Origin of the sequence: Nocardioides luteus (genome assembly GCF_015752315.1) — a bacterium.
Taxonomy (GTDB): domain Bacteria; phylum Actinomycetota; class Actinomycetes; order Propionibacteriales; family Nocardioidaceae; genus Nocardioides.
In genome coordinates this window covers 4,342,981-4,366,916 of sequence record NZ_JADOVJ010000001.1, presented here as the reverse complement: position 1 = coordinate 4,366,916, position 23,936 = coordinate 4,342,981, and the positions used below count along the sequence as shown (strand labels likewise).

Genomic DNA, 23,936 nt, shown 5'->3' with positions numbered 1-23,936 from the left:
AGCACGACTGTGAAGCTGCGAACGGGACTGGCCGCGTTGCTCGGAGTTGTTCTTGTCACCCCTGTCATCTCGCTCGTCACTGCGTCCAGCGCGAGTGCCGACCCGTGCGGTCCGGAGGGCAACGAGATCGCCTGTGAGAACAGCAAACCCGGTAATCCGTCGAGCGAATGGGGCATCACCGGCGCAGGCGACGACTCGATCCAGGGGTTCGCGACCGACATCAGCGTCGATGCCGGCAACCGGATCGACTTCAAGGTCGACACCGACGCCTCGGCCTACACGATCACGATCTACCGGATCGGCTACTACGGCGGTGACGGCGCCCGCAGGATCACCTCGGTGACGCCGTCGGCGAACCTGCCGCAGAACCAGCCCAACTGCTATCGCGACACCACCACCGAGATCACCGACTGCGGCAACTGGGGGGTCTCGGCGTCCTGGAACGTGCCGGCGACCGCGGTCTCGGGGGTCTACATCGCCAAGCTGGACCGTGCTGACACCAACGAGTCCAGCCACATCACCTTCATCGTCCGCGACGACGACAGCAACTCCGACGTGGTCTTCCAGACCTCCGACACCACGTGGCAGGCCTACAACAACTACGGCGGCTCGAGCTTCTACGTCGGCGGCGGGAACGGCCGGGCCTACAAGCTCAGCTACAACCGCCCGTTCGCGACCCGCTCCGGGGGCACCTCCCACGACTTCTTCTTCGCCAACGAGTACCCGGCGGTGCGGTTCTTGGAGCGCAACGGCTACGACGTCAGCTACATGTCCGGGATCGACACCGATCGCTACGGCTCGCTGCTCACCAACCACAAGACCTTCCTGAGCGTGGGACACGACGAGTACTGGAGCGGGCGGCAGCGCGCGAACGTCGAGGCCGCCCGCGACGCCGGCGTGAACCTGCAGTTCCTCAGCGGCAACGAGGTCTACTGGCGGACCCGCTACGAGGCGTCGAAGGACGGCACCAACACGCCCTACCGGACCCTGGTCACCTACAAGGAGTCCTGGGCGCAGCAGAAGCTCGACCCGACCGCGGAGTCGACCGGCACCTGGCGCGACCCGCGCTACGCGCCGAAGTCCCAGGGCGGTGGGCTGCCGGAGAACTCGCTGACCGGCACCATCTTCATGTCCAACCTGACCGACCTCCCGGTGACGGTGAAGAAGTCCCAGGGCGGGCTGCGGCTGTGGCGCAACACCGGGCTGTCCTCGATGACCGCCGACCAGACCGAGCTGGCCCCGCACACGGTGGGCTACGAGTCCGACGAGGATCAGGACAACGGCTTCCGGCCGCCCGGCACGATCCGGTTGTCGGAGACCACCGGGTTCATCCCCGGTCAGTACATGCGCGACTTCGGGCGGACCACGGGCGACGGCACCACGACCCACTCGCTCACGCTCTACCGGGCCGCCAGCGGCGCCCTGGTCTTCGGCGCCGGGTCGGTCCAGTGGACCTGGGGCCTCGACTCCGAGCACGACAACCCCTACCACGACGAGACCGCTGACCGGCGGATGCAGCAGGCGCAGGTCAACCTGCTGGCCGACATGGGCGCCCAGCCGACCACGCTGATGACCGGCCTGAACGCTGCCACCAAGTCGACCGACACGACCGGACCGACGGTCGCCATCACCTCGCCCACGGCCGGATCGACCCAGCCCAACGGCACCAAGGTGACGCTCACCGGCACCGCCGTCGACACGGGCGGTGGCGTGGTCGCCGGGGTCGAGTACTCCCTTGACGACGGCACCTCGTGGCACCCCGCCACCGGGACGACCGCCTGGTCGGTGACGTACGTCCAGCCGGGGGTCGGCAGCACGCCGATACGGGTCCGCGCCGTCGACGACAGCGCCAACATCGGCGCCTCGGCGACCAGGAGCTTCAACGTCACCTGCCCGTGCAGCATCCTCGGCCAGCGGGAGGTGCCGACGACCTGGAACGCCGTCACCAGCCCGGCGACCCCGTCGGCCAACGACGGCGGTGCCGCCGAGCTCGGCCTGCGCTTCACGCCCCAGGCCGACGGGTACGTCGCGGGCGTCCGCTTCTTCAAGGGCGCCGGCAACACCGGCACCCACGTCGGCTCGCTGTGGAGCAGCAGCGGCGAGCGGCTGGCCCAGGTCACCTTCACCAACGAGTCCAGCGGAGGCTGGCAGTCGGCGACGTTCAGCCAGCCGGTCGCGGTCGCCGCGGGGGCGAGGTACACCGTCTCGTACACGGCTCCGGCCGGTCACTACGCCGTGGCGCCGTGGGCGTTCGCGGCGAAGGGGTTCGAGGCGTACCCGTTCGAGGTGGAGGGCGGCTACGGCGCCGCACCCGCCGGGGTCTACGCGAACGCGGGACAGTTCCCGGCGAGCTCCTACCAGAACCCCAACTACTTCGTGGACGTGCTGTTCACGACCACCGACGACTCGCCGCTGACCGCCACCAACCAGTGGCCGCTGGCCGGCTCCTCCTCGGTGCCGCGCAACACCACGGTGAGCGCCAGGTTCACCAAGCCGGTGGTCGCCTCGACCGTCGGGCTGCGGCTGACCGACTCCGTCGGCAACCAGGTGGCCGGGTCGACGGCCTACGACTCGACGACCAGGACGGTGACCTTCACCCCGTCGGCCAACCTCGCCGGGTTCGTCACCTACACCGCCACGCTCTCGGGGCAGGACAGCGGTGGGACGGCCATCTCGACCGGGAAGACCTGGTCGTTCCGTACGGCCAAGCCGCCGGCTGCGGCAGGGGTCTGCCCGTGCTCGCTCTATGACGAGGACGCCACCCCGACGGTCCTCCAGGACCCGGAGAACGCCCAGCTCACCCTGGGTGTCAGGTTCCGGGCCGACGTGGCCGGCACCGTCACCGGGGTGAAGTTCTACAAGGGCGTCAACAACGCCGCCCCGCACACCGGCACCCTGTGGTCGGCCAACGGGGCCGTGCTCGCCCAGGGCACCTTCACCGACGAGTCGACGACCGGCTGGCAGACGCTGACCTTCGCCGAGCCGGTGCAGATCCAGGCGAACACCGACTACATCGCCTCCTACCGCACCAACGGCTACTACTCGGCCACCCCGAACGCCTTCGCCTCGTCCGACCTGTCGAAGCCGCCGCTGCGGGTGACCTCGACGGCCGGGGCGTACGCCTACGGCACGGGCTTCCCGGCGGCCACCTCGCCGTCGAGCTACATGGTCGACGTGGTCTTCGAGAAGGGCGCTCCGACGCTCACGATGACCTCGCGCAGCCCGGTTCCCGGGGCGGTCGAGGTGCCGCGCTCGACCAACGTGGTGGCGTCGTTCTCCTCGGCGATCAACTCGGGCTACACGATGTCGGTGACCTCGGGAGGCCAGCCGGTCCAGGGGACGACGATGCTCGGCAACTCCGGGACGACGCTCACCTTCGACCCCACGTCTCTGCTGCCCGCGGCCGCGGATGTGACGGTCACGATCAGCGGGGTCACCTCGACCGAGGGGGCCAGTCTGCCCACGCAGACGTGGACGTTCCGGACCAGATCGGCGGAGACACCCGACAACCAGACGCTCTTCGGTGACGTGGTGCCCGCGGTCGAGGCCCAGGACGACGCCTCCCCGGTCGAGGTCGGGACGGTGTTCAGTCCCACCCGTGACGGGCGGGTGACCGCGATCCGGTTCTACAAGGGAGCCGGCAACGGCGGCACCCACGTCGGGTCGCTGTGGAACATGGCCGGCCAGCGGCTCGCCCAGGTGACCTTCACCAACGAGACCGCCTCCGGCTGGCAGCAGGCCACGCTGTCCAGTCCGGTCGAGGTGCAGGCAGGGGTGTCGTACCTGGTCTCCTACCTGGCGCCGCAGGGGCACTATGCGACCACGTCGCAGTTCTTCGCGACCGCCTACGCCGCCGGTGACCTGACCGCTCCGGCCGGCACCAACGGGCGCTATCTCTACGGTGCCGCCGGTGGCTTCCCGCAGTACTCGTTCGGGTCGACGAACTACTTCGCCGACGTCGTCTTCGAGCGAGCGGGGCCGACCATCTCGGTCACCGAGCGGGTTCCGGAGCCGGGCACGACCGAGGTGGCGACCTCGGTGAACCCGTCGATCACGTTCTCGACAGCGATCGCGAGCGGCTGGAACATGTCGGTCACGGCCAACGGGTCCGCGGTCGCGGGCTCGGCGGCGCTGAGCAGCGACGGACGTACGCTGCGCTTCACCCCGTCGGCGGCGCTGCCGGCCGGGGCGACGGTGTCGGTGACGGTCTCGGGGGTGGTCTCGACCGACGGGGCGAACCTGCCGACGCAGACCTGGTCGTTCACCACGGTCCCGCCGGTCGTGACAGAGGTCTCGCTGTTCACCGGCGTCACCCCGCAGAACGCGTCGACGTTCGACCTGATGCCGATCGAGGTCGGCACCGCGTTCACCACCTCGGTGGCGGGCTCCGTGACGGCGATCCGGTTCTACAAGGGCAGCGGCAACACCGGCACCCACGTCGGCTCGCTGTGGAACGCGGCCGGCACCCGGATCGCCCAGGTGACCTTCACCAACGAGACCGCGACCGGCTGGCAGCAGGCCACGTTGGCGACGCCGGTGGCGCTCACGCCCGGAGCGGTGTACGTCGTGTCCTACTACGCCCCCAACGGGCGCTACTCGTCCACCCCCGCCGCACTCACGCAGTCGCGGACGGTCGGCCCGCTGACGGCTCCGGGCGGAGCCAACGGCCGGTATCGGTACGGGATCGGAGGGGGGCTCCCGAACCGATCCTGGAACTCCACGAACTACTTCGTGGACGTGAGGTTCCGCCCGGCGTCCCCGTAGGCCGGGCGAGCGGTCCCTAATTGGGGGGATAGGTGGGGCGAGGCTCTTCGGAGCCTCGCCCCACGCCGATTTCATGGTCGACATGACTGATGGGGAACCGCTCGGCGTGGCAGTGGTCGGGGCTGGTTATTGGGGACCGAACCTGGTCCGCAACTTCCGGAACGCACGGGACTGGTCGCTGGTCGCGGTGGTCGACCTGGACCTCGAGCGGGCCCAGGAGGTGATCGGGGGCGGCTCCGACGTGCTGGCCACGACCGACCTCGACGAGGTGCTCGCACGCGAGGACGTGGACGCGGTCGCGATCGCCACCCCGGCCCGGACGCACCGAGGGCTGGTGGAGCGGGCGCTGCGTGCCGGGAAGCACGTGCTGGTCGAGAAGCCGCTGGCCGACGACGTGGAGTCGGGACGGAGCATGGTCGAGGCCGCGCGGGCCAACGGTCTCGTGCTGATGGCCGACCACACCTACTGCTACACGCCGGTCGTGCAGAAGATCCGCGAGCTGGTCGAGGACGGGTCTCTCGGCGAGATCCTGTTCGTCGACTCGGTGCGGATCAACCTCGGCCTGGTGCAGCCCGACGTCGACGTCTTCTGGGACCTGGCCCCGCACGACCTCTCGATCCTCGACTTCGTCCTGCCGGGTGGGCTGCGCCCGACCGGGGTGGCCGCCCAGGGCTCCGACCCGCTGGGTGCCGGGAAGGCGTGCGTCGGCTATCTCACCCTGCCTCTGGAGGGCGGGGCGATGGCCCACGTCCACGTCAACTGGCTCAGCCCCACCAAGATCAGGCAGATGGTGATCGGCGGGAGCCGGCGTACGTTGGTCTGGGACGACCTCAACCCGCAGCAGCGGCTCAGCGTCTTCGACCGGGGCGTCGACCTGGTCCAGCAGAGCGTGGACATCGCCGACCGCGCCGCAGCCACCATCTCCTACCGCCTGGGTGACACCTGGGCGCCGGCACTGCCCGAGTACGAGGCGCTCTCCCGGATGGTCGGCGAGTTCGCCGAGGCGATCCGGGGCGGGCGTGCGCCGGTCACCGACGGGGCCGCCGGGCTCCGTGTCCTCTCCGTCCTGGAGGCGGCCCAGACCAGCCTCCGAGCCCGTGGCGCCCTCGTCGAGGTGGCCGCCGAGACCCCTTCCCTGGAGCTGATCCGATGACTTCTCTGCACGGTGCGAACGTCCTGGTCACCGGAGGTGCGGGCACGATCGCCTCCACCATCGTGGACCAGCTCCTCGACGAGGGGGTCGCGCACGTCGACGTCCTCGACAACCTGATCCGGGGCCGCAAGGCCAACCTCGACGACGCGCTCGCCTCCGGCCGGGTCACGCTCGTCGAGGGCGACATCCGCGACCGCGACCTCGTCGGCGACCTCACCGCGGGCAAGGACCTGGTCTTCCACCAGGCCGCCATCCGGATCACGCTGTGCGCCGAGGAGCCGCGGCTGGCCAACGAGGTGCTGGTCGACGGCACCTTCAACGTCGTCGAGGCCGCGGTCTCCGCAGGCGTCTCGAAGCTGGTCTACGCGTCCTCCGCCTCGGTCTTCGGCCTGGCCGAGGAGTTCCCGACGCCCGAGGGTCACCACCACAACAACAACGACACCCTCTACGGCGCCGCGAAGTCCTACAACGAGGGGCTGGTGCGGTCCTTTCGGGCGATGTACGGGCTCGACTACGTCGGGCTGCGCTACTTCAACGTCTACGGGCCGCGGATGGACGTGCACGGCGCCTACACCGAGGTGCTGGTGCGCTGGATGGAGCGGATCGCCGACGGCCAGCCACCGCTGATCTTCGGCGACGGCCGCCAGACGATGGACTTCGTCTGCGTCCCCGACATCGCCCGCGCCAACATCCTCGCGGCCGCCTCCGACGTGACCGAGGGCGTCTACAACATCGCCTCCGGCACCGAGACCTCGCTGCTCGAGCTGGCCGAGGCGCTGCTGCGGGTGATGGGCGCCTCCGGCCTGCAGGTCGAGCACGGGCCCGAGCGTGCGGTCAACGGGGTCACCCGCCGGCTCGCCTCGATCTCCGCGGCCCGTGAGGACCTGGGCTGGACGCCCACGATCGGGCTCGAGGAGGGGCTGCGGCAGCTGGTTGAGTGGTGGCGACCGCTGCGCTCCGAGATCGCGGCCGGGCGGGCTCTGCAGGGCGGTCCGTCGTGAGTCGGATCAACGTGATGCAGCCCTGGTTGGGCGAGGAGGAGATCGCCGCGGTCACCGAGGTGCTCCGCTCCGGCTGGGTCGCCCAGGGGCCGCGTGTGGCGGAGTTCGAGCGACGCTTCGCGGCCTCGCAGCAGGCCGATCACGCCGTCGCCACCTCGAGCTGCACCACGGCGCTCCAGCTGGCGCTGGTGGTCGCCGGAGTACGTCCCGGGGACGACGTCGTCGTCCCGTCCTTCTCCTTCATCGCGACCGCCAACGCGGCGGTCTACCTCGGTGCGCGGCCGGTCTTCGCCGACGTCTCGGCGGTGACCGGGAACCTCACCGCGGAGACCGTTCGGGAGGCGCTCACGCCACGGACCACGGCGGTGATCGTCGTCGACCAGGGCGGGGTGCCCGTCGACCTGGACGGGATCCGGGAGGTCTGCGACCCGCTCGGCATCGTGGTGATCGAGGACGCTGCCTGCGGGGCCGGTTCGACCTACCGCGGCCGCCCGGTCGGCGCCGGCGCCGAGATCGCGGCCTGGTCCTTCCACCCGCGCAAGATCCTCACCACCGGCGAGGGCGGGATGCTCACCACCTCACGGGAGGACTGGGCCGCGCGGGCACGGAAGCTGCGCGAGCACGCGATGAGCGTCTCGGCCGCCGATCGCCACGCCAGCCTGGTCTCGCCGCCGGAGTCCTACGACGAGGTCGGCTTCAACTTCCGGATGACCGACCTGCAGGCCGCGGTCGGCCTGGTGCAGCTCTCCCGGCTGCCGGAGGTGGTCGCCCGCCGCCGTGAGCTCGCCGCGGTCTACGCGAAGGCGGTCGCCGAGATCGAGGGGCTGCGCGCGGTCGCGGACCCGGCCTGGGGGACCTGCAACTTCCAGTCGTTCTGGATCGAGGTCATCTCGACAAGCTCGATACAACGCGGCTCGGCGTACGGGCTGGACCGCGAGGGGCTGCTCAGCGCCCTGGCCGAGGCCGGGATCTCCGCGCGGCGCGGGATCATGGCGGCGCACCGGCAGCCTGCGTACGCCTCCTCGGGGGTCAGCCTCCCGGTCACCGAGCACCTCACCGACACCACCCTCATCCTGCCGCTGTTCCACCAGATATCGGACTCGGAGCAGGCGCGGGTCATCGACGTACTCCGGGGGGAACGTCGATGACCGCGCTCGTTCTCGTCGCCGCGAGCGGGTTGGCGGGCGAGGTCGCCGCGGCGGCCGCGTCCAACGAGTTCCGCTACGACGAGATCGTCGCCGTCGACGACAACCGCGAGCGCTGGGGCGAGGTGATCGGCTCCGTCGACGGTGCCGGCGGGGCCAAGGTGATCGGCCCCATCGAGGTCGTCGCCGACTGCGGTGCCGACCTGGTGCTCTGTGCCGGGGCGGGCGCGACGCGTCGTCGCCTCGCCGAGCGGCTGAGCGGCTACGGGGTCGCACCGGAGCGCTACGCGACCGTCGTCCACCCCTCGGCGTCCGTGCCGACGGGCTGCGAGCTCGGCGCCGGGACCGTGCTGCTCGCCGGGGTCGTGCTGACCGCCGGCGTACGCGTCGGGCGCCATGTCGTGGTGATGCCCAACGTCGTCCTCACCCACGACGACATCGTCGGCGACTACGCCACCCTCTGCGCCGGGGTCACCCTCGGCGGCGAGGTCGTGATCGGCGAAGCCGCCTATCTCGGGATGAGCTCCTCGGTGCGTCAGCGCACCACCGTCGGAGCCGACTCCGTCCTCGGCATGGGAGCGGTCCTGCTCAACGACCTGCCCGCCGGGGAGACCTGGGCCGGAGTGCCCGCCCGCAGTCTCAATTCACGTCAGGAGCTGATCTGGTGAAGGTGCCGTTCGTCGACCTCGGGGCGCAGCAGTCGGAGATAGAGGACGAGGTACGCCTCGGGCTGGACCGCGTCTTCGAGCGCACCGCCTTCGTGGGCGGGCCCGAGGTGACCGCCTTCGAGAACGCCTACGCGGCCTACGTCGGCGTCGACCACTGCGTCGGCGTCGGCAACGGGACCGACGCGCTCGAGCTGGCCATGCGAGCCGTCGGCGTGCGGCCCGGCGGGGAGGTGATCGTGCCCGCGAACACCTTCATCGCGACCGCCGAGGCGGCCACCCGGATCGGCGCCGTGCCGGTCCCGGTCGACGTCGACGAGTCGCACCTGCTGATCGACCCGGTCGCGGTCGAGCGGGCGATCACGCCACGCACGCAGGCGATCGCGCCGGTGCACCTGTTCGGGCAGACCGCGTTCGTTGAGCAGCTGCTCCCGCTCGCCGAGGCCGCGGGGATCGCGGTGATCGAGGACGCCGCGCAGTCCCAGGGCGCCCGGCGCCACGGCCGTCCGGCCGGCTCGCTCACCACCGTCGCCGCGACCAGCTTCTACCCCGGCAAGAACCTCGGCGCCGCCGGCGACGCGGGTGCCGTGACGACCTCCGACCCGGAGATCGCCCGGATGGTCCGGCTGCTCTCGGCGCACGGCTCGGAGACCAAGTACGTCCACGAGGTCGCCGGGATGAACTCCCGCCTCGACACCGTCCAGGCCGTCGTGCTCTCCGCCAAGCTGGCCCGCCTGGAGAAGTGGAACGAGCTGCGCCGGCAGGCGGCCGACCGCTACCACCGTCTCCTCGACGGCATCCCCGGCATCCGCCTGCCCGAGTCCGCACCGGGCAACGTCGACGTCTGGCACCTCTACGTCGTCCGGATCGCCGACCGCGACCGGGTGCTGTCGGCGCTGCTGGACGCCGGGATCGGCGCCGGGATCCACTATCCGTTCCCGGTGCATCTGACGGCTGCGTACGCCTCGCTGGGGTTCGGCGAGGGCTCCTTCCCAGTCGCGGAGCGGGCGGCGGGCACGATCCTGTCGCTGCCGATGTTCCCGCACCTGAGCCCGGAACAGCAGGAGTACGTCGCCGACGTGCTCACCGCGGCGGTGAGGCATGGGTGAGGTGCGTACACCGGTATCGATCGTCTGCGTCTACAACGACCCGGCGGTGCTGGAGTCGTGTCTGGAGGCCTCGGTCAAGGCCGGCCCGGACGCATCGCGGCAGACCGAGGTGATCCCCGTCGACAACGTCTCGGGCGACTTCGCGAGCGCCGGCGCGGCGCTGAACCACGGCGCCCGGATGGCACGCAACGAGGTCGTCGTCTTCGTCCACCAGGACGTCTACCTGCACTCGCTGCCCGCGCTCGAGGCCGCCGCCGCGACTCTCCTCGCCGACCCGGCGATCGGGGTGCTGGGCGCTGTCGGCGTCAGCCACCGCGGCGAGGTCATCGGCGCGATGCGCGACCGGGTCGTCCCGCTCGGCCGCTCGACCTCGATCCCGGTCGACGTCGACTCGCTCGACGAGGTGCTCTTCATGGTCACCCGGTCCCAGGTGCTGCGCGAGCCGCTCTCGGAGTCGCCCGACCTGGCCTGGCACGCGTACGCCGTCGAGTACTGCCTCCGGATGCGCGCCTCCGGCCGTCGTGCCGCCGCCGTCGACATCCCGCTGACCCACAACAGCATGACCACCAACCTCGCCCGCCTCGACGTCGCCCACCGCAGCGTCGGCCACACCTACGCGGGCCTGGCGCCGGTGCGTACGACCTGCGGGATCGTCGGCGGTGAGCACGGCGCCACGTCCTGGCCGGTCCGGCGCGCCCGTGGCGCGCGTCGGTTCCTGGGGGAGTCGGTCCGCGCCCGCCGGGTGACGCGCTCGCTCCGCCGGGTCTCCCGGCCCGCTCGTGGCCAGGTGGTGCTCGCCGACATCCGGCTGCTCGTCGACGACGTCGCCCGCCTCGCCGGCAGCTCCTCGATCCGCGTCGTCGACCCCTCCCGCGACGGCACCGTCGGTGAGGCCGAGGGCCTCGAGCGCAACGGCATCCCCTTCTCCGCCGCCACCCTCCGCTGGCCCGGTGTCGTCGCCGCCGTTGCCGCCACCGCCCCCGGCGAGCTCCTGCTCGTCTCCGGCCTGCGGTCCGAGGAGATCGCCCCCCTCGCCGCCACCACGACCGCGCCCTACGTCGTCGGCCTCGCCCGTGACACCGGCCTGTGGCTCCTCGTCGGCGTCGAGCCTGCCGTGCTCGCGTCGCTGTGGAGCCGGCCGCGCAACCGGGCGTTCTTCGTGGGGTGAGCTCGGGGCAGGGTTACCCGGTCAGCCGGGTATCACGTCACGCCGGCGCCGCAACCGCGACCGCACCGCCGCAGCGGCCCACTCGGGGGCGAGGTCGCGGACGCGGCCGGCGCCGCCGCGGCGGGTCTGGCGCCACATCGAGATCCGGTCGGTGAGGGGCATCGCGCCGAGGAGACCGGCGGTGATGTCGGCGGAGGTACGGCTGAACGGGTTGGTCGCCTGGACGGAGACGGTGAGCAGGTCGAGGTGGCCGCGGCCGCGGACGGGCGCGAGCAGGTCGTCGTCGAGCCGTTGCGACATCCGGTAGAGCGACTCGGCGTCGGCGACCCAGCCGGGGCCGGTGTGGCACTCGAGGATCGCCTGGGCGGTGGCGGTGCCGCGGGTGACCCGCTCGCGCGGGCGGCGGACGAGGTCGATGAGGGTGTCGCGCAGCTGGTCGGGGGTCTTCGGCCGCAGCATCAGGTGGTCGATCCCGGGGGAGTCGGAGCCCCACACCGCGCACTCGGGCCGGTGCCCGCGGAAGGTCACCACCGGGTTGGCGAGGCCGCCCGACTCGAGCAGCGAGGTGAGCCCGGCGAACGGGAAGGAGTCGAGGTAGGCGTCGGCGGCGTGGTGGAGCGGGGCCACGTCGGACAGCATGCCGACCGCCTGGATCCGCCCTGACGTACGCCGTGCCAGCCCCGCCCACGGCTCCGACTCCGGGTCCGGACCTGCGACCCGCCACTGCAGCCGGGGCTCGGCGGCCACGGCGGCCTCGACGGCCGCGAGGTAGGTGTCGCCGCCCTTGAACTTGCTCGCGTCGGCCGCTGTCACGACCAGCACGTCGGAGGCCGGTACGCGCCACTGCGGCTTCGCCGTCTCGCGCCTCTTGGTCCGCCCCCGGACGGCCAGCGGGCGGTTGCGCACCAAGGACCGCGCCATCGGCAGGCCACGGCGGTGCAGGGCGAGATCCTGGCCGCTGCGGCGCAGGTGGACGATGCGGTCGTAGGCCCGCACGCCGACCCAGAAGACGTGGTCGGTGTTGTCGATGTAGACCACCGGGGGCAGGCCGCGGCGGTCGGCGAACGCCAGTGCGGGGACGACGTCGAAGGGATGGCAGTGGGAGACCACCAGATCGGCGGTCGAGGCCAGCGCGCGCAGCCGCGCGGCGCGGTGCAGCAGCGACCCCGGCGCGGTGTCGAGCATGGTCAGGCCGACCCGGTCCCCGAGCCGGGAGAGGATCTTGGCCGGCACCGGCGAGGTCATGTGCCGGGTGGCGACGATCTCGTGGGAGCGGTCGGCGAGCTGGTCGGTCCAGCCGGCGATGATCTGGGTGTGGCCGCCGCTCTGGTACATCTGCGTGACGACGTGCAGCGTGCGCGGCCCGCGGACCGGCGACGACGCTGAGGGCAGTGAGCCGCCGAGGTCGCTCAGCAGCAGCTCGAGAGGTTCGTACGCGAACCAGCCGGTGTGGTTGCCCCAGGCGAACTCCGCCGCGGCCTGGGCCAGGGCGGCCGCGCGCTGCGGCCGTCGCTTCCCGGCGGCTGCTGCGGCTGCGTACATCTCCTCCAGGGTGGCGTGGTTGTCGTCGAGACGGTCAGACATGCACGTCCTCGCTCCGGGGATCGGTGGGGGTCTCGGTGGGGGAGCCGGCTCCGGAGCGGAACCAGCGGACGTCCTCGCGGCGTCGGCGCAGCAGCACCGCCCACACGGCGGCGAGCACCAGGCCGGTGACCACGCAGGTCACCCAGACCGACGGCTGTGCGGCCCGCAGCCCGAACGCCGCCGCCCAGACGGCGACAGCGCCGAGGGCGGGCAGGGCGGCACCGGCGGCGAGGCCGGCGAGCCCGACCCCGGCCCGGGCGAGGTAGAAGAGGTGCAGCGGCAGGATGACGACGAGCCCGACCGCGAACGCGGCCAGACCGACCCCGCCCACGCCGGCCCAGGCCGCCCCGGCCAGCAGCGCGGGCACCAGCGCGACCAGCCAGACGATCTGGATCGTCATCAGGCTGCGCGTCGAGCCGGCGATGACCAGGAAGTCGTAGGCGAGCTCGAAGGAGATCCGCAGCACGGCCAGCGCGCCGAGCCAGAGGAGCGGTGCCGCGGCCGCCAGCCAGACCTGACCGTAGACCAGCCGGATCACCTCCGGTGCCAGCGCGGCCAGCGCCGAGCAGCCCGGGAGCGTCACGGTCAGCACCAGCGCGGAGAGCCGGGAGAAGGCGTGCTGCATCCCCTCGGGGTCGCGCTGCAGCCGGGCGAAGATCACCGGCGTGACCTGCCGCAACGGCCGCGACAGCATGGTGACCGGCCAGCTGGAGAGGTTGAAGGCGACCACGTAGAACCCGAGCGCGGTCGCGCCGAGCGCGCTGCCGATGACGATCTGGTCGGCGAACCCCACCGCGAAGACCAGGATGCTGGTCACCGCGAGCGGCGTGCCGAAGCGGAGCAGCGCGACCGCGTGCGACCGGGAGAGCCCCAGGCGCCACGGCAGCGGCGACATCCGCAGGAACATCACGGTGGTCACGCACACGCCCAGGAGATGCCCGAGGACCAGCGAGAACGGGCCCGCGCCGGCCAGCGCCAGGCCGAGCATGACTGGCACCGCGACGAGGGTGGCCATCTGGTCGATGAGCATCCGCTTGCCCTGCATCAGGTTGCGCTGCAGCAGCGCCGCGGGGGTCGCGGTGATCCCGCTGAGCACCACCGGGACGGCGAAGAGAGCCACCAGCACGGCCGCGTCCGGCTCGCCCATCGCTCGCGCGTAGGGGCCGGCACCGATCACCATCCCGGCGGCGATGAGCACGCTCGCGACGACCGAGATGGTGGTGACCGTCGGCGCGATCTCGCGCGGGTCGTCCTTCCAGCGCACCACCGCGAGGCTCACCCCGAGCTCGTTGAAGCTGAGCACGGCCATCAGGGCGAGGAAGGCGACGGCGTAGGTGCCGTAGCTCTCCGGCCCGAGCAGCCGGGCGACGAGGATGCCGACGACCATCGTGCCGAGCTTTGTCACGGCGGTGTTCGCGATGCTCCAGGCGAGCGCGGTGTGCGGGCGGGCGTCAGACAACGTCGGGCTCCGTGAGGGTCTCGGCGCGGCGCTCGCGGCGCCGCAGCAGGATCGGGTCGATGCGTACGACCAGGTAGAGGGTCGCGGCGGCGCCGAGCATCCCGGAGACGACGAAGGCCCGCCGCGAGCTGCCACCGACGGGGTAGACGACGGTCGAGCCGGGCGCCTCCTTGGTGGTCATCCGGAAGGCGCGGGCCACCTTGTACTCGTCCTGCACCCGGTCCAGCGCGGCCGCCATCTCCTCGACCAGCTGCTCCTTACGGGTCCGGACGGTCTCCGGGTCGGGGCCGACGACCTCGATGATCAGCCACTGGTCGACGTAGTTGGGCGCCCACTGGCCGCCGGTGTCGGGCAGCCGGACGGTCCAGCCGTCGCGTACGCCCATCCCGATCAGCCCCGCGTCGGTGGCCGTGAACTTCGGGACCTGCCGGGTGCCGGTGACGAGCTTGCCGACCACGCCGGCGGTGATCACCAGGTCCTCGGAGGTCGCCCGCAGCGCGTTCGGGTACTGCGCGTTCTTCGGAGCCAGGAAGACCAGGTCCGTACGCGTCCAGTAGATGCTCCGGTCCTGGCCGGCGTAGTTGGCGACGGCGAGCGTGATGATCGCGCCGACCACGACGAACGGCCATCGCCGGACCATCGCCCGCAGCAGGTCCCACAGCGCCATGCTCCGAACGCTAGGTCGGGTGGGGCGAGGTCCGTGCAGGTCAGCGGGGTCATCGCCCAAATCGGGTAGGACCCCGGCGAGGTCTGCTCGGGCCGCCCGACGATGGGTACGTTCGTGGCCATGGTGTTGTCGGAGTTCGTCGGTGCGATCCGGCGGCGCTGGTATCTCGCGGTGGTCGGCATCCTGCTGACCGGTGTGCTCGGCTGGAGCGCATCGGCCTTCGTGGCGCCGTCCTACACCGCCCGTGGCCTGGTCCTGATGCTTCCCTCGAAGAACGCGGTCGGCCCCGGTGGCAACCCGTTCCTGGGGCTCGGCGGGCTCGACCTGCCGGCCCGGGTCGTGGTCGCCTACTACACCAGCGCGCCCGCGCAGGAGGCGATCGCGGAGGTCACCCCGGGCGCCGCGGTCACGGTCTCGATGGAGGAGTCGACGCGGGGGCCGGTGATCGCGATCGACGTCAGTGCCGACAGCGAGGCCAACGCCATCGAGGCGCTCAACTTCGTCGCCGACTCGATCCCGGAGACGCTCGGCCGGCTCCAGGACGAGGTCAACGCGAAGGGCAACGCCCGGCTGCGCTCGCGACCGCTCGCGCTGGACGAGACGGCGGCGATCGACGGCAGCGGGCCGCTGCGGGCCCGGATCATGGCGGTCGTGCTCGGTATCGCGATGACCGCGGTGCTGATCTATGCGATCGACGGGATCGCGCTGCGCCGCCGGCTGGCTCGCGAGGAGCGGGCCGCGTCGCTGGCCGCCCAGGACGTCGTCGACGACGACCCCGACCTGGACGAACGGGCCGACCAGGACGACCGGCTCGACCGCGACGACCACGTCGTCCAGCGCCTCCACGGCTGAGGCCGGAACGATGGCCGTACGCCGTGGTGTCGATGCGGTGACGTGGCTGAGCCTCTACACGTTCGCCGTCTTCGTGATCCCCTCGTGGCTGGTCTTCCGGCCGCTGGGCAGCGCCGGATCGGTCTCGATGCTGATGGGCCTGGGCAGCTTCGCGATCTGGGTGCTGCTGAGCATCGGGCGGCCGCTGCCGGAGAACCGGCCCCGGCAGCCGATGCGGCTGATGCTGGGCCTGTTCCTGTTCAGCGTCGGGATCACCTACGTCATCGCGATGTCGCGCCCGATCAGCCGCGACGAGGTGAGCCCGGCCGACGTCGCGATCCTGGCGATGGTCTCCTGGGTGGGCACGCTGCTGCTGGCCGGCGACGCCATCCCGAGCATCGCCAGGGTCCACGTGCTGGTGTGGCGGCTGGTCGTGGGCGGCAGCTTCCTCGCGGTCCTCGGCCTGGCCCAGTTCTTTGCCCGGCAGGTCTTCGTCGACCGGATCTCGATCCCGGTCCTGACCCCGATGACGACCGTCGAGCTGGCGATGCGCAACGGCCTCGTACGTCCTGCCGGGACGGCCCTGAGCCCGATCGAATACGGCACGCTCATGGGCATGCTGCTGCCGGTCGCGCTCCACGTCGGCTTCCACCACCGCAACCTCAACCCGCTCGTACGCTGGGCCCCGGTCATGCTGATCTGCATGGTCATCGCGGCCTCCTCGAGCCGGTCGGCCTACCTCGGTGCGGCCATCGCGGTGATGGTCTGCATGATCGGCTGGTCGCGCAAGCAGCGCGGGCTGGTGCTGGGGCTGGCGGTCGGCGGTCTGTCGCTGGTGTTCCTGGCCGCGCCGCGGATCATCAACTCGGTGACCGGCATGTTCGTCGGCGCCGAGCAGGACCCCAGCGTCACCTCGCGCACCGACAGCTACGGGGTGGCCTGGTTCTTCGTCGACCGCAACCCGTTCTTCGGGCGGGGGCTGGGGACGTTCCTGCCGAAGTACCGCATCTTCGACAACCAGTACCTGCAGATGATGGTGAGCATCGGGATCGTCGGCGTGCTCCTGTTCGCGGCGTTCGTGATCGCGACGTTCATCCAGCTCGCCCGGGTCTATCGCGCCTGCGAGGACCCGAAGACGCGTGACCTGGTCATCTCGCTCATCGGTGCCGCGGCCGCCGGCTTCGCCGGTCTGGCCTTCTTCGACGCGTTCGCCTTCCCGATGACGATGGGCACCATCTTCCTGGTGCTCGGGCTGGGGAGCGCGGTCACCCGGCTGGTGCTCACGGCGCCACCGGAGCGCACCGAGGTGCGCACCGAGGTGCGCACCGGTGCCCGGGGCGAGGTGTCGCAGAGCGTACGACCGGGGTGACCCGCCCGGCTCAGGTCGTGCAGGGCAGGTTGCGCACCACGACCGGCTGGCCGGCGGAGTTCAGCGTCGCGGTCGCCGCCTGCCACTGGGTGATCAGGCTGCACCGGACGTCGAGCGGCCCGAAGACCCAGCTCCGGTCGACCACGTACAGGTTCCTCACGCTGCCCGGCGTGCCGAGCCGGAACGGGTAGCCGCCGCCGCTCACGACCAGGCCGTCGATGTCGACGGAGGTGTTGTCCTGGTCGGGGTAGAAGAACGGGGCGGTGCCGCCGCAGTTGTTGGTGTCGACGAAGTCGATCACCGTCTTCCGGACGGTGAGCGCACCGCCGCCGTAGCCCTGGATGCCGTCGCCGTGCCAGTCGGTGCAGACGTCGGGGGAGACGACACGTACGTAGGAGTCGTAGATCCCGACGCCGCCGCACGCCGACCTCCCCTGGGCCCGGAAGCCCTCCGGAACGCCGTCGATGAGGACGTTGCGGGCCGTGTAGCCGCCCGAGGTGACCGCCGGCCAGGCTTCGTCCGTCGTCGGGGCCGCGCCGCGGACGATCTCGGAGTCCTCGATCACGAGACCGGTCGCGCAGGTGGCGCTGGTGTAGTTGGCGATCACCGAGCCGACCGCCTGCACCCGCCGCAGGGTCACGTTCCTGGCGGTGACGTTGATCGTCCCGTTCGTGACGCGCAGGTCCTCGACGACGGCACCCGGTGTGTTGATCGTGTACGTCCCGGTCACCGACCGCTTCGGCTGCCAGCCGTCCGGAAGCCCGGCCGAGGCGCGGGTCGGGAAGCCACCTGAGGGAGGGGCGGAGGTCGGCGAGGGGGCGGCGGTCGTCGGAGTGCTGCTCGGGGAGCTCGGGGAGGCCGACGGGGCTCTCGGCGTGCTCGCCGGAGCGGTCGGGCCGGCGCTCGTCGAGGGGCCGGGGCTCAGGGTGGGAGGTGCGCTGGACGCCGTCGGGCTGCTGGACGGCGACGGTGAGGTCGTCGGCTCCTCGTCAGAGCCGGTCGGCCGCACGACGACGTCGACCTGGTAGTTGGTGGCCCGGTACGTCGAGCGCGGGAACTCACCCGGCTCGTAGGTGTAGACGCCCGCGTTCGTGCCGGCCGACAGCGGACCGTTGCTGATCGAACGGTCGAAGAAGTACTCGTCGGTCGAGTAATGGCCCCGGGGTGCGGTGTACGAGACGACGTAGGAGCGGCCGGGCTCGAGACGGATCGGCCGGTCGAGCTCGGCGACCCTCAGGCCCTCCCCGGCGGCGCCGCCGACCTGGACGCGGGCGAGCGGGACGCCGCCTTCCGACCACAGGGTCGCCGGGTGCGGGCCGTGGTTGTGCGGGCCCAGGTAGACCTGGACCGCGACCGCCTCGACGGGCCGGGAGGTCCGGAACCGCAGTCCGAGCTCGACCGGCCGGGAGTCGGGATCCGTCAGCACCGTCGGGACCGCGTCGTCGGGGAGAAGGCTGACCGTCTCCGGGTGAGCGGTCGCCGGTCCGAACGTCCAGAGCGCACCCCCGGTGATGAGGGTGACCAGGACGCTGACGACGGCGGTACGTCGCCACCGGGTGGTCCTGCGGGAGTCGTGGGGAGGTCGGTCGATCCGTCGTCGATGCGTGCTCGGGGGCATGCTGTGCGAGGGCATGAATGCACCTGTTCGTATGGGATACCGGCAACGGCATCGACACTACGTTTGAACCTTGCCGAACAGGCACCCCCAAAACTCGGTATATATGGCCGGTTTCGAGGGCTTGGAGGTCACTCGCAGGGTAGGTCGCGGATCGGCACGGGCTGGCCGGCCGAGTCCATGGTGACGACGGCCGCGCTCCACTCGGTGACCACCGAGCAGTCCACGTCGAGCGGGTTGTAGACCCAGCTCTGGTCGACGACGTAGAGGCCGCGGACCGGCCCCGGCATGCCGTTGCGGAACGGGTAGCCGCCCCCGGCCACGACCAGGCCGTCGATGTCGACCGCGTCGTTGCCCTGACCTGCGGGGTTGAAGAACGGGGCGGTGCCGTGGCAGTTGTTCTTGACGTCCAGGATCATCACCGTACGCCGCACCGTGACCTTGCCGCCGCCGTAGCCCTGCAGGCCGTCGCCGTGCCAGTCGCTGCACACGTCCGGGGAGGTGACGCGGACGAAGGAGTCGTGGATCTTGACGCCGCCGCAGCGCTCCTTGTTGGAGGCGCGCAGCCCCTCGGGCACCCCGTCGATCACGACGTTGCGCACCGTGTAGCCGCCGGCCGAGACCGCCGGCCAGGCCTCCTCCGTCGTCGGGGCGCTGCTCCGGACGAAGTCGGAGTCCTCGATCCGCAGGCCGGCGTTGCACACGCCGTTGTAGTCGTTGACCACGACCGAGGCGATCGCCTCGATACGGCGCAGGGTGACACCGGGTGCGGTGACGTAGATGACCCCGTTGGTGATCCGCAGGTCCTCCACGACCGCGCCGCGGTGCCGGACCCAGAAGTCACCGGTCACCGTGCGCTTCGGCTTCCAGCCGCCGGGCAGCCCCGCCGACTCGCGCGTCGGGAACCCCTTGGCCGGCGGTGCGGCGGCGGTCGTGGGCTTCGTACGCTCCGGGGTGGCCGACGGTGTGGGGGTCGGCGTCGGTGGGGTCGACGAGGCCGTGGGGCTGGGACTGGCCAAAGGTGTGGGGGAGGGGGTCGCGCTCGCCGGTGGCGGGACCGTCGGCAGCGAGTCGGAGCCGACCTTGCGCACCTGGGCGGAGTTGGGCCACAGGAACCAGGTCGTGGCGGCCAGCAGCAGGGCCAGGCCCGCTACGACCGCGATCCGCCGGCGCCGGCCTGGCTTGGTTGGCATGTGTTTGCACCCGTTCGCGTCTCGATGGCCATCATTCTTCGGCACTGCCTGCTCGACCCTGCCCGACCCGGGGGCCGAGAGCATCCTTCAAACTGGTTACTTCGCAACGGGCCGGCTCCTCGTCTCAGCGCAGCCTCTTGACGAGACCCGCTGCCTGGCGTTCCATCCGCCGGGCGATGCCCTGCCCGTTCAGGATCTGGCTGCGTACGCTGGCACCGTCGTCGCTCGCGGTGATGCTGAACCTCGGCTGCAGCCAGGCTCCGGCCACCGCGTGGGCGCGGTCGCTGGTGTAGACGTGCTGGTAGCCGAGGCGGCGCAGGTGACGCAGCGTGGTGCGGTCGTAGCGGCCCAGCGGGAGCGCCGCCTCCTCGACGACCTCACCGGCCGCCATGGTGATCTGCTCGCGGGCCTCGATCAGCTCGCGGCGTACGCCCGCGGCGTCGAGGCCGCGCCAGCTGACGTGGTCCATGCCGTGGGTGCCGATCCGCATGCCCGCCACCCGGAGGAGACGGATGTCGAGGCGGTCGACGCTCCCCGGCAGGCCCAGGCGCCCGGCCAGGACGAAGAAGGTGGCGGTCAGGCCGCGGTTGAGCAGACCCGGCAGCCCGAGGGCGACGTCGGAGTGGTTGCCGTCGTCGAAGCTGATCCGCACGTCGGGGCGGCCGGCCACGGCGTCGAGGATGTCCTCGTAGGCGTCCTGGCCGATCCAGTAGCGGTCCTCGCCCGGCTCCAGCTCGCGCTCGGGCTCGCCGATGCCGTGGAAGCAGATGTTGGTCACGTGGACGGGCATGTTCTTCACGGTAAGGATCCGGAGGACGCGTCCGGTCGCCCGGTGCGAAGGCCTACCTCATACGGGGGATCTGCGCTCGGGAGGCCGCTCGGTTGGGGGTCGGCGCCGTCGAGACTCATGACGTGTCGCACCGGATCCGCACCATCGCCGTCGTGGTGGTGACCTACAACAGCGCTCACCTGCTGGCCGATCTCGTCGCCTCCCTGCCGGGCGGGCTCGCCGGTCTCGGGTGGCGGCTGGTGGTCGCCGACAACGCCTCGGCCGACGACACCGTGGCGGTCGCCCGCCGCCTCGCGCCGGAGGCGACCGTCGTCGAGACCGGGCGCAACGGCGGCTACGCCGCCGGGATCAACGCCGGTGTCGCCGCTGCCTTCGCCGAAGAGCCTGGCCTCGACGCGGTGCTGGTGCTCAACCCGGACGTACGCCTCGAGCCCGGCTGTGGCGTGGAGCTGGCGCGCGAGCTCGCTCTGCCCGCTGGCAAACACCCCGGTGTCGGCGTCGCCGTTCCGCACCTGGTCGATGCCGAGGGCCGGCTGATCGAGTCGATGCGCGGTGCACCGAACCTGGTCCGGGCCTTCGCCGATGCCGTGGTGGGCGCCAACCGCGCCGGCCGCGTGCGGTGGGCGGGCGAGATCGTGGCCTCGCCGGCCGAGTACGAGCGAGCCCAGGACACCGACTGGGCCGAGGGCTCCACCCAGCTGATCAGCGCGGCGTGCTGGCGGGCGTGCGGGCCCTGGGACGAGTCCTACTTCCTCTACTCCGAGGAGACCGAGTTCCACCTGCGTGCCCGCGACCGGGGCTTCCGGGTGCGCTACGTCCCCGCCGCCCGCGCCGTGCACCTCGGCGGCGAGTCCACCACCTCGCCCGGGCTGTGGGCGCTGTTGGTCGCCAACCGGGTGCGGCTCTTCACGGCCCGTCGGGGGCGGGTCCAGGGGGCGGCGTACTGGCTGATGGTGCTGGCCCGCGAGTGCAGTCGCGCACTGCTGGGGAAGCAGACCTCGCGACGTGCGGTCCGCACCCTGGTCAGCCCCCGGCGGATGAGCGCCCCGCGTGGCCCCGAGTGGGTGGCGAGCGCATGAAGGCCGTGCTCGCCCCGATCACGGCCGAGGACCTTCCGGCCGTCTCCACATTCCTGCACCAGGAGCTGAACCCGCGCGTGCGGGAGCTGGAGTGGACCCAGGCGCTGCGGGTGCCGTGGGACGTACCCCAGCCCAACCACGGGTTCTTCCTCGCCGAGGGGGACCGGGTGGTCGGGGCCTATCTCGCCTACTACTCCGAGCGCACGGTCGGTGCCGAGAAGCTCCAGATCTGCAACCTGGGCGCCTGGTGCGTGCTCGACAGCCACCGCCACCAGGGGCTGCGGCTGCTGACCACGCTGCTCAAGCAGCCCGGCTACGAGTTCACCGACTTCTCGCCCTCGGGCAACGTCGTCGCGCTCAACCGGAAGCTCAAGTTCACCGACCTAGACACGACCACCTCGCTGGTCCCGGCGGTGGCGCTGCCGGGGCGCGGGGTGCGGGTGAGCAGTCGTCCCGACGTGCTGGACTCGGTCCTGCAGGGCGAGGAGCGGGACCTCTATGCCGACCACCGTGCCGCGGCGGCGGCCCGGCACGTGGTGCTGAGCACCGGCTCCGAGCACTGCTACGTGGTGGCCCGCAAGGACACCCGCAAGGGCGTACGCGCCTTCGCCTCGGTCCTCTACGCGAGCAACCCCGAGCTGCTCCGGCGGCACGCGCCGCGGCTGGCCACGCACCTGCTGCGGCAGCACGGCGCTGCGGCGACCCTGATCGAGCACCGGGTCGCCGGAGGTGCTCCCGCCGGGTCGCACCGGCTGTCGCGGTCGCGGCCGAAGATGCTGCGCAGCGACGCCCTCGACCCGGCTCGGGTCGACTACCTGTACAGCGAGCTGACATGTCTGGAGTGGTGAGATGACGTACGTCGGGAGACCGGCCGTGGGAGGCGTACCGGTGCGGCTGCTGGCGGAGCGGGTCGGGTCGACACCGTTCTTCGCCTACGACCGGGCCGCGATCGACGCCCGGGTCGCCTCGCTGCGGTCCGCGCTCCCCGAGGACGTGCACCTGAGCTATGCGGTCAAGGCCAACCCGATGCCGGCGGTGGTCCAGCACCTCGCCCGGACCGTCGACGCCCTCGATGTCGCCTCGGGGGCCGAGATGCGGGTGGCGCTCGACACCGGGATCGCTCCGGGCTCCGTGAGCTTCGCAGGACCGGGGAAGTCGGTCGCCGAGCTGACGCAGGCGGTCGCGGCCGGGGTGCTCGTCGAGATCGAGTCGCCGCTCGAGGCCGACCGCCTGGTCGAGGCCGCCGAGCGGCTCGGTCTTCGGCCGCGGGTCGCGGTGCGGGTCAACCCGGACTTCGAGGTCAAGGGCTCCGGGATGCGGATGGGCGGCGGCGCCCAGCAGTTCGGGGTCGACGCCGAGACCGTGCCGCTGCTGCTCAAGACGCTGCACGACCGCGACGTCGAGGTGGCCGGCTTCCACGTCTTCTCCGGCTCCCAGAACCTGCACGCCGAGATCCTGGCGTCGGCCCAGGAGAGCACCGTCGACCTCGTGCTGCGGCTGGCCGACGACCTTCCTGCGGCGATGACCTATCTCAACATCGGCGGCGGCTTCGGGATCCCCTACTACGCCCAGGATCGTCCTCTCGACCTCGATCTGGTCGGCTCGCGGCTCGAGGAGCTGCTCGCCCGTCGCGTACGTCCCTCGCTGCCGTCCGCGCAGGTCGTGATCGAGCTCGGCCGCTATCTGGTCGGCGAGGCGGGGGTCTACGTGACGCGGGTCGTCGACCGCAAGATCTCCCGCGGCAAGACCTTCCTCGTCGTCGACGGTGGCATGCACCACCAGCTCGCCGCCTCCGGCAACTTCGGGCAGGTCATCCGCCGCAACTACCCGATCTCCGTCGCGGCGGCCCGCGAAGGCGAGGAGGAGACCGTTCAGGTCGTCGGCTGCCTGTGCACGCCGCTGGACCTGCTCGGCGACAAGGTGAGCCTGCCGCGGGCCGAGGTGGGCGACCTGGTCGTGGTCCACCAGGCCGGGGCGTACGGCCTCACCGCCAGCCCCACCGCGTTCCTGAGCCACCCGGCGCCGCTCGAAGTGCTCGTCTGAACCCCTGAACCCTGAACCCAAGGAGTCCTGCTCATGACCATCGACACCACCGAAGCGACCCTCGACCGGGTCGGTGAGGCGATCACCGACGTGATCGGCCCCGACCACAGCGCCGGCACGCTCACCGCCGACACGCTGCTGTTCGGCTCCCTGCCCGAGCTCGACTCGCTCGCCCTGGTCGAGCTGATCACCGTCCTCGAGGACCGCTTCGGCTTCGAGATGGACGAGGACGACATCAACGCCGAGGTGTTCGAGTCCGTCGGGTCGCTGGCCGAGTACGTGGGCGCGCAGCTGGGTTGAT

General features: G+C 71.6%; 19 protein-coding genes. 13 read left to right on the top strand and 6 right to left on the bottom strand.

Annotated features, from left to right (window positions below):
- Positions 1–9 precede the first annotated feature (9 nt).
- From HD557_RS20945 to HD557_RS20915, 7 genes are all read left to right on the top strand, one after another.
- The gene (locus HD557_RS20945; RefSeq protein WP_196875314.1) at positions 10–4,764 is read left to right on the top strand and encodes a DUF4082 domain-containing protein; all 4,755 of its coding nucleotides are present in this window, start codon (positions 10–12) and stop codon (positions 4,762–4,764) included.
- A gap of 82 nt (positions 4,765–4,846) precedes the next feature.
- Positions 4,847–5,917 (top strand): Gfo/Idh/MocA family protein, encoded by a 1,071-nt coding sequence (locus HD557_RS20940; protein ID WP_196875313.1) that lies wholly within the window; start codon positions 4,847–4,849, stop codon positions 5,915–5,917.
- Entirely contained in the window at positions 5,914–6,918 is a 1,005-nt protein-coding gene (locus HD557_RS20935; RefSeq protein ID WP_196875312.1) for an NAD-dependent epimerase/dehydratase family protein, read from the top strand. The genes HD557_RS20940 and HD557_RS20935 overlap by 4 nt, the downstream gene beginning before the upstream one ends.
- Positions 6,915–8,066 carry a DegT/DnrJ/EryC1/StrS family aminotransferase gene (locus HD557_RS20930; protein WP_196875311.1) on the top strand — a complete coding sequence of 384 codons (1,152 nt, stop codon included), beginning with the start codon at positions 6,915–6,917 and terminating at the stop codon, positions 8,064–8,066. Before HD557_RS20935 ends, HD557_RS20930 begins: the two co-directional genes overlap by 4 nt.
- Positions 8,063–8,731 carry a DapH/DapD/GlmU-related protein gene (locus HD557_RS20925; RefSeq protein ID WP_196875310.1) on the top strand — a complete coding sequence of 223 codons (669 nt, stop codon included), beginning with the start codon at positions 8,063–8,065 and terminating at the stop codon, positions 8,729–8,731. The genes HD557_RS20930 and HD557_RS20925 overlap by 4 nt, the downstream gene beginning before the upstream one ends.
- Positions 8,728–9,837, top strand: a complete 1,110-nt coding sequence (locus tag HD557_RS20920) for a DegT/DnrJ/EryC1/StrS family aminotransferase (RefSeq protein ID WP_008363579.1) — start codon at positions 8,728–8,730, stop codon at positions 9,835–9,837. The genes HD557_RS20925 and HD557_RS20920 overlap by 4 nt, the downstream gene beginning before the upstream one ends.
- Before the next feature lies 1 nt (position 9,838).
- On the top strand, positions 9,839–11,005 hold the full coding sequence (locus tag HD557_RS20915) for a glycosyltransferase (RefSeq protein WP_196875309.1): 1,167 nt from the start codon (positions 9,839–9,841) through the stop codon (positions 11,003–11,005).
- 21 nt (positions 11,006–11,026) lie between these two features.
- Here the strand turns inward: HD557_RS20915 and HD557_RS20910 are convergent, their stop codons facing one another.
- From HD557_RS20910 to HD557_RS20900, 3 genes are read right to left on the bottom strand one after another with little or no spacing between them, the layout of a single operon-like run.
- Complete coding sequence (locus HD557_RS20910) at positions 11,027–12,589, bottom strand: hypothetical protein (RefSeq protein ID WP_196875308.1); 1,563 nt, start codon at positions 12,587–12,589, stop codon at positions 11,027–11,029.
- Positions 12,582–14,048 carry an oligosaccharide flippase family protein gene (locus HD557_RS20905; protein WP_008363587.1) on the bottom strand — a complete coding sequence of 489 codons (1,467 nt, stop codon included), beginning with the start codon at positions 14,046–14,048 and terminating at the stop codon, positions 12,582–12,584. Before HD557_RS20905 ends, HD557_RS20910 begins: the two co-directional genes overlap by 8 nt.
- A complete protein-coding gene (locus HD557_RS20900) occupies positions 14,041–14,715 on the bottom strand; it encodes a hypothetical protein (RefSeq protein WP_008363589.1) in 675 nt (224 codons plus the stop codon). Before HD557_RS20900 ends, HD557_RS20905 begins: the two co-directional genes overlap by 8 nt.
- A 120-nt stretch (positions 14,716–14,835) precedes the next feature.
- On the opposite strand from HD557_RS20900, the gene HD557_RS20895 reads away from it, so the two are divergent.
- Positions 14,836–15,567 (top strand): hypothetical protein, encoded by a 732-nt coding sequence (locus HD557_RS20895; RefSeq protein WP_196875307.1) that lies wholly within the window; start codon positions 14,836–14,838, stop codon positions 15,565–15,567.
- A gap of 10 nt (positions 15,568–15,577) precedes the next feature.
- Positions 15,578–16,915, top strand: coding sequence for an O-antigen ligase family protein (locus HD557_RS20890; RefSeq protein WP_008363593.1), 1,338 nt, complete (start codon positions 15,578–15,580; stop codon positions 16,913–16,915).
- Positions 16,916–16,925: 10 nt separating this feature from the next.
- Here the strand turns inward: HD557_RS20890 and HD557_RS20885 are convergent, their stop codons facing one another.
- The 3 genes from HD557_RS20885 to HD557_RS20875 form a co-directional block, all read right to left on the bottom strand.
- Positions 16,926–18,548, bottom strand: a complete 1,623-nt coding sequence (locus tag HD557_RS20885; protein ID WP_008363595.1) for a DUF4082 domain-containing protein — start codon at positions 18,546–18,548, stop codon at positions 16,926–16,928.
- Between the two features lie 113 nt (positions 18,549–18,661).
- A complete protein-coding gene (locus tag HD557_RS20880; RefSeq protein ID WP_050801026.1) occupies positions 18,662–19,723 on the bottom strand; it encodes a hypothetical protein in 1,062 nt (353 codons plus the stop codon).
- Between the two features lie 124 nt (positions 19,724–19,847).
- The gene (locus HD557_RS20875) at positions 19,848–20,513 is read right to left on the bottom strand and encodes a polysaccharide deacetylase family protein (RefSeq protein ID WP_040757308.1); all 666 of its coding nucleotides are present in this window, start codon (positions 20,511–20,513) and stop codon (positions 19,848–19,850) included.
- Between the two features lie 122 nt (positions 20,514–20,635).
- Here HD557_RS20875 and HD557_RS20870 point away from each other — a divergent pair, with 122 nt between their 5' ends.
- From HD557_RS20870 to HD557_RS20855, 4 genes are read left to right on the top strand one after another with little or no spacing between them, the layout of a single operon-like run.
- Complete coding sequence (locus tag HD557_RS20870) at positions 20,636–21,592, top strand: glycosyltransferase family 2 protein (protein WP_008363599.1); 957 nt, start codon at positions 20,636–20,638, stop codon at positions 21,590–21,592.
- A complete protein-coding gene (locus HD557_RS20865) occupies positions 21,589–22,440 on the top strand; it encodes a hypothetical protein (RefSeq protein WP_196875306.1) in 852 nt (283 codons plus the stop codon). Before HD557_RS20870 ends, HD557_RS20865 begins: the two co-directional genes overlap by 4 nt.
- Before the next feature lies 1 nt (position 22,441).
- Entirely contained in the window at positions 22,442–23,635 is a 1,194-nt protein-coding gene (locus HD557_RS20860) for a pyridoxal-dependent decarboxylase, exosortase A system-associated (protein ID WP_008363601.1), read from the top strand.
- Between the two features lie 33 nt (positions 23,636–23,668).
- Positions 23,669–23,935: an acyl carrier protein gene (locus HD557_RS20855; protein ID WP_008363602.1), complete on the top strand. Its 267-nt coding sequence runs from the start codon at positions 23,669–23,671 to the stop codon at positions 23,933–23,935.
- The last annotated feature ends 1 nt before the right edge of the window (position 23,936 follow it).

Coding starts and splice junctions, on each gene's coding strand:
- HD557_RS20910 (WP_196875308.1), bottom strand. CDS start 12,589: ATGTCTGACCGTCTCGACGACAACCACGCCACCCTGGAGGAGATGTAC.
- HD557_RS20860 (WP_008363601.1), top strand. CDS start 22,442: ATGACGTACGTCGGGAGACCGGCCGTGGGAGGCGTACCGGTGCGGCTG.
- HD557_RS20875 (WP_040757308.1), bottom strand. CDS start 20,513: ATGCCCGTCCACGTGACCAACATCTGCTTCCACGGCATCGGCGAGCCC.
- HD557_RS20880 (WP_050801026.1), bottom strand. CDS start 19,723: ATGCCAACCAAGCCAGGCCGGCGCCGGCGGATCGCGGTCGTAGCGGGC.
- HD557_RS20855 (WP_008363602.1), top strand. CDS start 23,669: ATGACCATCGACACCACCGAAGCGACCCTCGACCGGGTCGGTGAGGCG.
- HD557_RS20900 (WP_008363589.1), bottom strand. CDS start 14,715: ATGGCGCTGTGGGACCTGCTGCGGGCGATGGTCCGGCGATGGCCGTTC.
- HD557_RS20925 (WP_196875310.1), top strand. CDS start 8,063: ATGACCGCGCTCGTTCTCGTCGCCGCGAGCGGGTTGGCGGGCGAGGTC.
- HD557_RS20940 (WP_196875313.1), top strand. CDS start 4,847: ATGACTGATGGGGAACCGCTCGGCGTGGCAGTGGTCGGGGCTGGTTAT.
- HD557_RS20935 (WP_196875312.1), top strand. CDS start 5,914: ATGACTTCTCTGCACGGTGCGAACGTCCTGGTCACCGGAGGTGCGGGC.
- HD557_RS20895 (WP_196875307.1), top strand. CDS start 14,836: ATGGTGTTGTCGGAGTTCGTCGGTGCGATCCGGCGGCGCTGGTATCTC.
- HD557_RS20885 (WP_008363595.1), bottom strand. CDS start 18,548: ATGCCCTCGCACAGCATGCCCCCGAGCACGCATCGACGACGGATCGAC.
- HD557_RS20890 (WP_008363593.1), top strand. CDS start 15,578: ATGGCCGTACGCCGTGGTGTCGATGCGGTGACGTGGCTGAGCCTCTAC.
- HD557_RS20865 (WP_196875306.1), top strand. CDS start 21,589: ATGAAGGCCGTGCTCGCCCCGATCACGGCCGAGGACCTTCCGGCCGTC.